This is a genomic window from Nostoc sp. (genome assembly GCF_036917195.1).
Taxonomy (GTDB): Bacteria; Cyanobacteriota; Cyanobacteriia; order Cyanobacteriales; family Nostocaceae; genus Nostoc.
Map to the genome: position 1 here is coordinate 179460 of NZ_JBALDG010000034.1, position 6067 is coordinate 185526.

The 6067-nt window shown below is 38.7% G+C and carries 6 protein-coding genes; all 6 read left to right on the plus strand.

Annotation, left to right across the window (positions count from 1 at the left end; all coding sequences use genetic code 11):
* Positions 1–3: 3 nt before the first annotated feature.
* Complete coding sequence (locus V7K40_RS12675) at positions 4–450, plus strand: SRPBCC family protein (RefSeq protein ID WP_334959980.1); 447 nt, start codon at positions 4–6, stop codon at positions 448–450.
* A gap of 303 nt (positions 451–753) precedes the next feature.
* Complete coding sequence (gene crtW / locus V7K40_RS12680) at positions 754–1515, plus strand: beta-carotene ketolase CrtW (RefSeq protein ID WP_334959982.1); 762 nt, start codon at positions 754–756, stop codon at positions 1513–1515.
* 220 nt (positions 1516–1735) lie between these two features.
* A complete protein-coding gene (gene cofG / locus V7K40_RS12685; RefSeq protein WP_334959984.1) occupies positions 1736–2716 on the plus strand; it encodes a 7,8-didemethyl-8-hydroxy-5-deazariboflavin synthase subunit CofG in 981 nt (326 codons plus the stop codon).
* Positions 2709–3068 carry a hypothetical protein gene (locus V7K40_RS12690; protein ID WP_334959986.1) on the plus strand — a complete coding sequence of 120 codons (360 nt, stop codon included), beginning with the start codon at positions 2709–2711 and terminating at the stop codon, positions 3066–3068. Before cofG ends, V7K40_RS12690 begins: the two co-directional genes overlap by 8 nt.
* A gap of 67 nt (positions 3069–3135) precedes the next feature.
* On the plus strand, positions 3136–4497 hold the full coding sequence (locus tag V7K40_RS12695) for an ATP-binding protein (RefSeq protein ID WP_334959988.1): 1362 nt from the start codon (positions 3136–3138) through the stop codon (positions 4495–4497).
* On the plus strand, positions 4478–6067 hold a 1590-nt coding region (locus V7K40_RS12700; protein WP_334959991.1), incomplete at its 3' end, for a tetratricopeptide repeat protein. The genes V7K40_RS12695 and V7K40_RS12700, both read left to right, overlap by 20 nt.

Consider the following 6067-nt stretch of genomic DNA (forward strand, 5'->3'; position numbering starts at 1 on the left):
TCCATGCTGCACTTTAAACATTCCTCAGTAATTAATGCCCTACCAGAAGTAGTTTGGAAATTTCACGAAAGGCCAGATATTTTGCAACTGCTGAATCCACCTTGGCAGCCAGTCCAAGTGGTTCGTCGTGAGGGAGGGCTGAATGTGGGCGCTATCACAGAATTTCGCCTGTTTCTCGGCCCATTACCCTTAACTTGGTTAGCGCGTCATACTGTATGTGAAAAATATCGCCTATTTGCTGACGAACAGATATCTGGCCCTTTTGAATCTTGGGTACATCGACATGAATTTGAACCGGAAAATGGCAAAACTAGGCTAACTGATGCTATCTCCTTCTCTATGCCTGGCGGAGGAACAGTTGAATTTGTCAGTGGTTGGTTAGTGCAAGTGCAACTAGAAGCAATGTTTCGCTATCGTCACTATGTGACTAAACGCGAGTGCGAGTCATGATAGCAAAATGTGTTGCATCCTTTTCACCAGCTTTGGCTATTTAGAAACTACTATAGGATAAATACTAGTTATTATAGATTACCACTTATTTCAGTGTAATAACTTAGATTTTCCCCAATCTCAACCAAAAATATTTGTTGGTATCGGCTTGTATGTGTAATAATAGTTAAAGTATCTTAATATTTATAAACATTTTTAAGTATTGACACTGACCACTAAAACAGTTTTCTGGCTCGTGGTTAGTAGTTTTTGTGGTGACTATATTTTAGGAATTTTTACCTGAATACTAGGCGGAGTAAAAGCGTGATTCAATTAGAACAACAACCCAGTCATCAAACAAAACTGACCCCAGTAGTGAAAAGTAAATCTCAGTTTAAGGGACTTTTCATTGCTATTGTCATTGTTAGCGCATGGATCATTAGCCTGAGTTTATTACTTTGCCTTGACATCTCTAAGTTAAAATTGTGGATGTTATTGCCTGTTATCCTATGGCAAACATTTTTATATACGGGATTATTTATTACATCACATGATGCTATGCATGGGGTAGTGTTTCCCCAGAACACTAAGATTAATCATCTTATTGGGACATTAACCCTATCTCTTTATGGTCTTTTACCATATAAAAAATTATTGAAAAAACATTGGGTGCATCACCACAATCCAGCAAGTCAAACAGACCCAGATTTTCATAATGGTAAATACAAAAACTTCTTTGCTTGGTATTTTCATTTTATGAAGGGTTACTGGAGTTGGGGACAAATAATTGCTCTGACTCTTATCTATCACTTTGCTAATTACATCTTTCATATACCCCACGCTAATCTAACAATCTTTTGGGTGATTCCCTCGCTTTTAAGTTCATTCCAATTATTTTATTTTGGTACTTTTCTACCTCATAGCGAACCCATAGGAGGTTATATTCAGCCTCATCGTGCCCAAACAATTAGCCGTCCAATTTGGTGGTCATTTATCACCTGCTATCATTTTGGCTACCACGAGGAACATCACGAGTATCCCCATGCTACTTGGTGGCAGTTACCAGAAATTTATAAAGCAAAATAGTTATTGTTTATCTAATATCATAATAACAACAGTCAAAATAATTCGTAATTTGTAATTATTACCTCATGACTGAACTCACTTGCTCTGAAATAAGCAATAAATTTATTTATCTCCATAACTAAAGTCAGAGGCTTGTACCTTTAATTACGAATTAGTAATTATTTGGTCACACAGTAATCTATATAGTTTGAGCAAGGCATTCTTTTAGATTATCCTGCTTATGCCAATTAATAATTCTCGTCTTGTCACCTATAGCCCTGCTTATACAATCGTTCCCACTTACGAGTGCTTTAATCGCTGTAGTTACTGCAACTTTCGCAGTGAACCGGGTAAAAGTCCCTGGATGAGTCTCTCAGATGCAGAAAGTATTTTAAAACCACTTAAAAGTGAAAAAGTCTGTGAAATCCTCATACTCAGCGGTGAAGTGCATCCCCATTCGCCAAGGCGTCAGGCGTGGTTTGGGCGGGTTTATGATTTGTGTGAATTAGCGCTTTCAATGGGGTTTTTACCACATACGAATGCGGGACCCCTGAGTTTTGAGGAGATGGAAAAGCTCAAGTGTGTGAATGTTTCGATGGGGCTGATGTTGGAACAGTTAACGCCAACATTGTTAAATAGTGTACATCGGCACGCACCGAGTAAATTACCAGAAGTCCGTTTACGACAATTACAATGGGCGGGAGAGTTGCAGATTCCTTTTACAACTGGGTTACTGTTAGGAATTGGGGAAGCTGTAGATGATTGGTGGGAAACATTAACAGCTATATCTCAACTGCATCAATGTTATCACCACATTCAAGAAGTTATCCTACAACCCCATAGTCCAGGATATCAGCAAACCTTTGATGCACCACCTTTTGACCCCCATGAGTTACCAGAAGTAATTGCTAAAGCACGTCAGATTTTACCGCTAGATATTACTATTCAAATTCCGCCGAATTTAGTTAAAGATGACCGATGGTTACTCGCTTGTATCGAAGCTGGTGCGCGAGATTTGGGCGGAATTGGGCCAAAAGATGAAGTAAATCCTGATTATCCTCATGTTCAGGAACAGGCATTAAGAAAAATTTTACAACCTGCGGGGTGGGAATTGGTGCCCCGTTTGCCAGTTTATCCGCAATTTGATGGCTGGTTGTCGGGGGAATTGCAAAAATTGGTGAATCCGTGGCGAAAAACTTTAACTCCGGCTTTTCTTGTGTAAGAACAAAGAAGTAAAGATTTTTTCCTTCCCTGTTAGTGTCTTTGTTAATGAGTCTTTGATACTTGCTGATGAGTCTTTTTTACTCGTGAATGAGTCTTTGATACTCGTCGCCGAGTCTTTGATACTCGCCAACGAGTCTTTTTTACTCGCCGATGAGTCTTTGATACTCGTCGCCGAGTCTTTGATACTCGCCGCCGAGTCTTTGATACTCGTGAACGAGTCTTTGATACTCGCCGACGAGTCTTTGATACTCGTGAATGAGTCTTTAATACTCGTGAATGAGTCTTTGAGCTTCATTAATGAGCCTTTGATACTAGTCAACGAGTGTCAGAACTTCACTAATGAATTTTAGGGCTGCTGATTACCCAATCCCCATGTAAACTTGCGTTATTATCGCACTAAACTAGTAAATTCTACCTATGGCTCAGGATTTTGCAACTTTAAAAAGGATATACAACGTTTTTGACCCATTTCGTCCCTTACCCGCAGGAGACCCGGCTTATGTCGATTGTCAGGAAGTGCGAGGAGATGGCGACATTTTGGTAGAGGTGGGTAGAGAGATTTTGTTGTCAGACAGAAAGACTTGTCAACTTTATGCTGGACATCGTGGTGCAGGCAAATCAACAGAATTGCTGCGTCTTCATAAATATTTAAACGAGCAAGGTTGCTTTGTTGTCTATTTTGCCGCCGATGAACAAGATATCGAGCCAGAAGATGCCCAATATACAGATATTCTCCTTGCTTGTACACGACGTTTATTAGAAGCATTAAAAGATAACGCTAATCCTGAACCTTTGGTGTCATGGTTGAAAAGCCGCTGGCATGATTTAAAAGATTTGCTACCTGATGTATCTTTAGAAGGTCTGGAGGTAGAGAAGGAAATTCCTCTTTTTGCCAAAATCACAGCCAAATTGAGAACCGAACCCAGTCTCCGCCACAAAATCCGCGAACGAGTTAACCCCCACACCCAAACTTTGATTTTGGCTTTGAATCAATTTATTGAAGATGCAAAAAAACGCTTACCTTCCGAATATTCTCAATTGGTAGTCATCGCTGATAATCTAGATCGGATTGTACCCATACCCCAGGAAGATGGACGCAGCAATCACGAACATATTTTTTTAGATCGTAGCGAACAACTCAAAGCTTTAAATTGCCATCTAATTTATACAGTACCGATTTCATTGGTGTTCTCTAACCGCGCAACAGATTTACGAGATATCTATGGTAGTGATGCTCAAGTTTTACCAATGATTATGGTGCAAACTCCTGAAAATGAAAGTTATCAACGAGGAATTGATAAAGTCAAGGAATTGTTACAAAAGCGGGTGAGTCAGATTGACCCTAACCTTTCTATTACAAATATGTTTCAGCAGCCGGAAGCTTTACAGCAACTATGCTTAATGAGTGGAGGTCATGTGCGGAATTTGCTATTATTAATGAAGGAAGCAATTAAATATACTAATAATCTACCCATTACGAATAGAGCTTTACAACGGTCAATTAGCGAAACTAGAATTACTTACCGCAATACAGTTTATGCAGATGAATGGCAAGCATTAGCCAAAGTTTATCATTCTAAACAAATAGTAAATGATGAACAACACCGTAACTTATTATTCAATCGCTGTATTTTGGAATATCGCTACCGCGATCAAGAAGAACAAATTCAATGTTGGTATGATATTCATCCTTTAATTAAAGGAATTAAAGAATTTCAGGATACTTTTGCTAATTTGAACCTTAGTGAGACACAGCTTGATGAAACTGGAACTGACTGATTGGGATAAAGATTTACCAACAGAACCAAATGAAGAATATCAAGCTTTAGTCCGTACTCTGAACTTTACAGAAGGCTTTGGCTTGTTATTTGCTCGTTGTTCTCCGGCTGAGGGTGAGCAGTTAATTGGCAAAGTTAAAGAAGATATTACTAATAAAGAAATTGAGGTTTTGCGATTAAAGCAAGCTGTTACTAATTTATATGAAATCATAGATAAATTAGATAACAAAGAACAGATAGATATTTTATTTATTACAGGTTTAGAGCATTCATTTTATGAATATGAAGAGTCTAAAAGATTGACAGACTGGAATAGTAGAGATATTTATTCATATAGTTGGAAGAGTGTACCGCCTGTTTTAATTAACCTGAATCAACAGCGAGAACGTTTTAGAGATAGCTTTAATATTTGTTTTGTTTTCTTTCTACCTCTATTTGCTATTAAATATTTTATTCAACGCGCCCCAGACTTCTTTGACTGGCGTTCGGGGTTGTTTGACTTTCCTATAAATGCAGAAACTCTCAAGCAGGAATCATCACGTATACTCCAAGATGGAAACTATGAACAATATCTCACGCTAACACCAGAAGAAAGAACTCAAAAAATACTAGAAATTCAAGAATTACTTGCAGAAAACCATCAAGAAACTAGTAGCCAAGCAGAATTACTGTTGAAACTGGGAAATTTGCATTTTAGCGAACAAGATTATACAAAAGCGATCGTATCTTTTGACCAGGCACTGAAAATTAAACCTGATAATTATCTAGTTTGGTGCTTACGAGGCATTGTGTTAAATATTTTAGGACGCAATGAGGAAGCAATCGCATCCTACGATCAAGGACTGAAATTTAAACCTGATTTACACCTAGCTTGGTACTTACGAGGCAATGCGCTAAGACATTTAAAACGTTATGAAGAAGCGATCGCATCCTACGACCAAGCATTGAAATTTAAACCTGATGATCATGCAGCTTGGTACTTCCGGGGCAATGCATTAGATGATTTAGAACGTTATGAAGAAGCGATCGCTTCCTATGAGCAAGCATTGAAATTTAAACCTGATGATCATGCAGCTTGGTACTTCCGGGGCAGTGCGCTAAGACATTTAAAACGTTATGAAGAAGCGATCGCATCTTTTGACCAAGCACTGAAAATTAAACCTGATACTTATCTAGTTTGGTACTTACGGGGCATTTTGTTAAATATTTTAGGACGCAATGAGGAAGCAATTGCATCCTACGACCAAGTACTGAAAATTAAACCTGATGACCACGAAGCTTGGAACAACAGGGGGATTGCGCTAAGAAATTTAGGACGCACTGAAGAAGCGATCGCATCTTTTGACCAAGCACTGAAAATTAAACCTGATACTTATCTAGTTTGGTACTTACGGGGCATTTTGTTAAATATTTTAGGACGCAATGAGGAAGCAATTGCATCCTACGACCAAGTACTGAAAATTAAACCTGATGACCACGAAGCTTGGAACAACAGGGGGATTGCGCTAAGAAATTTAGGACGCACTGAAGAAGCGATCGCATCTTTTGACCAAGCACTGAAAATTAAACCT

What these genes read in the sequence shown, in the direction of transcription:
- V7K40_RS12675 (WP_334959980.1), top strand. Translation starts at nt 4, where the DNA reads ATGCTGCACTTTAAACATTCCTCAGTAATTAATGCCCTACCAGAAGTA.
- cofG (WP_334959984.1), top strand. Translation starts at nt 1,736, where the DNA reads ATGCCAATTAATAATTCTCGTCTTGTCACCTATAGCCCTGCTTATACA.
- V7K40_RS12695 (WP_334959988.1), top strand. Translation starts at nt 3,136, where the DNA reads ATGGCTCAGGATTTTGCAACTTTAAAAAGGATATACAACGTTTTTGAC.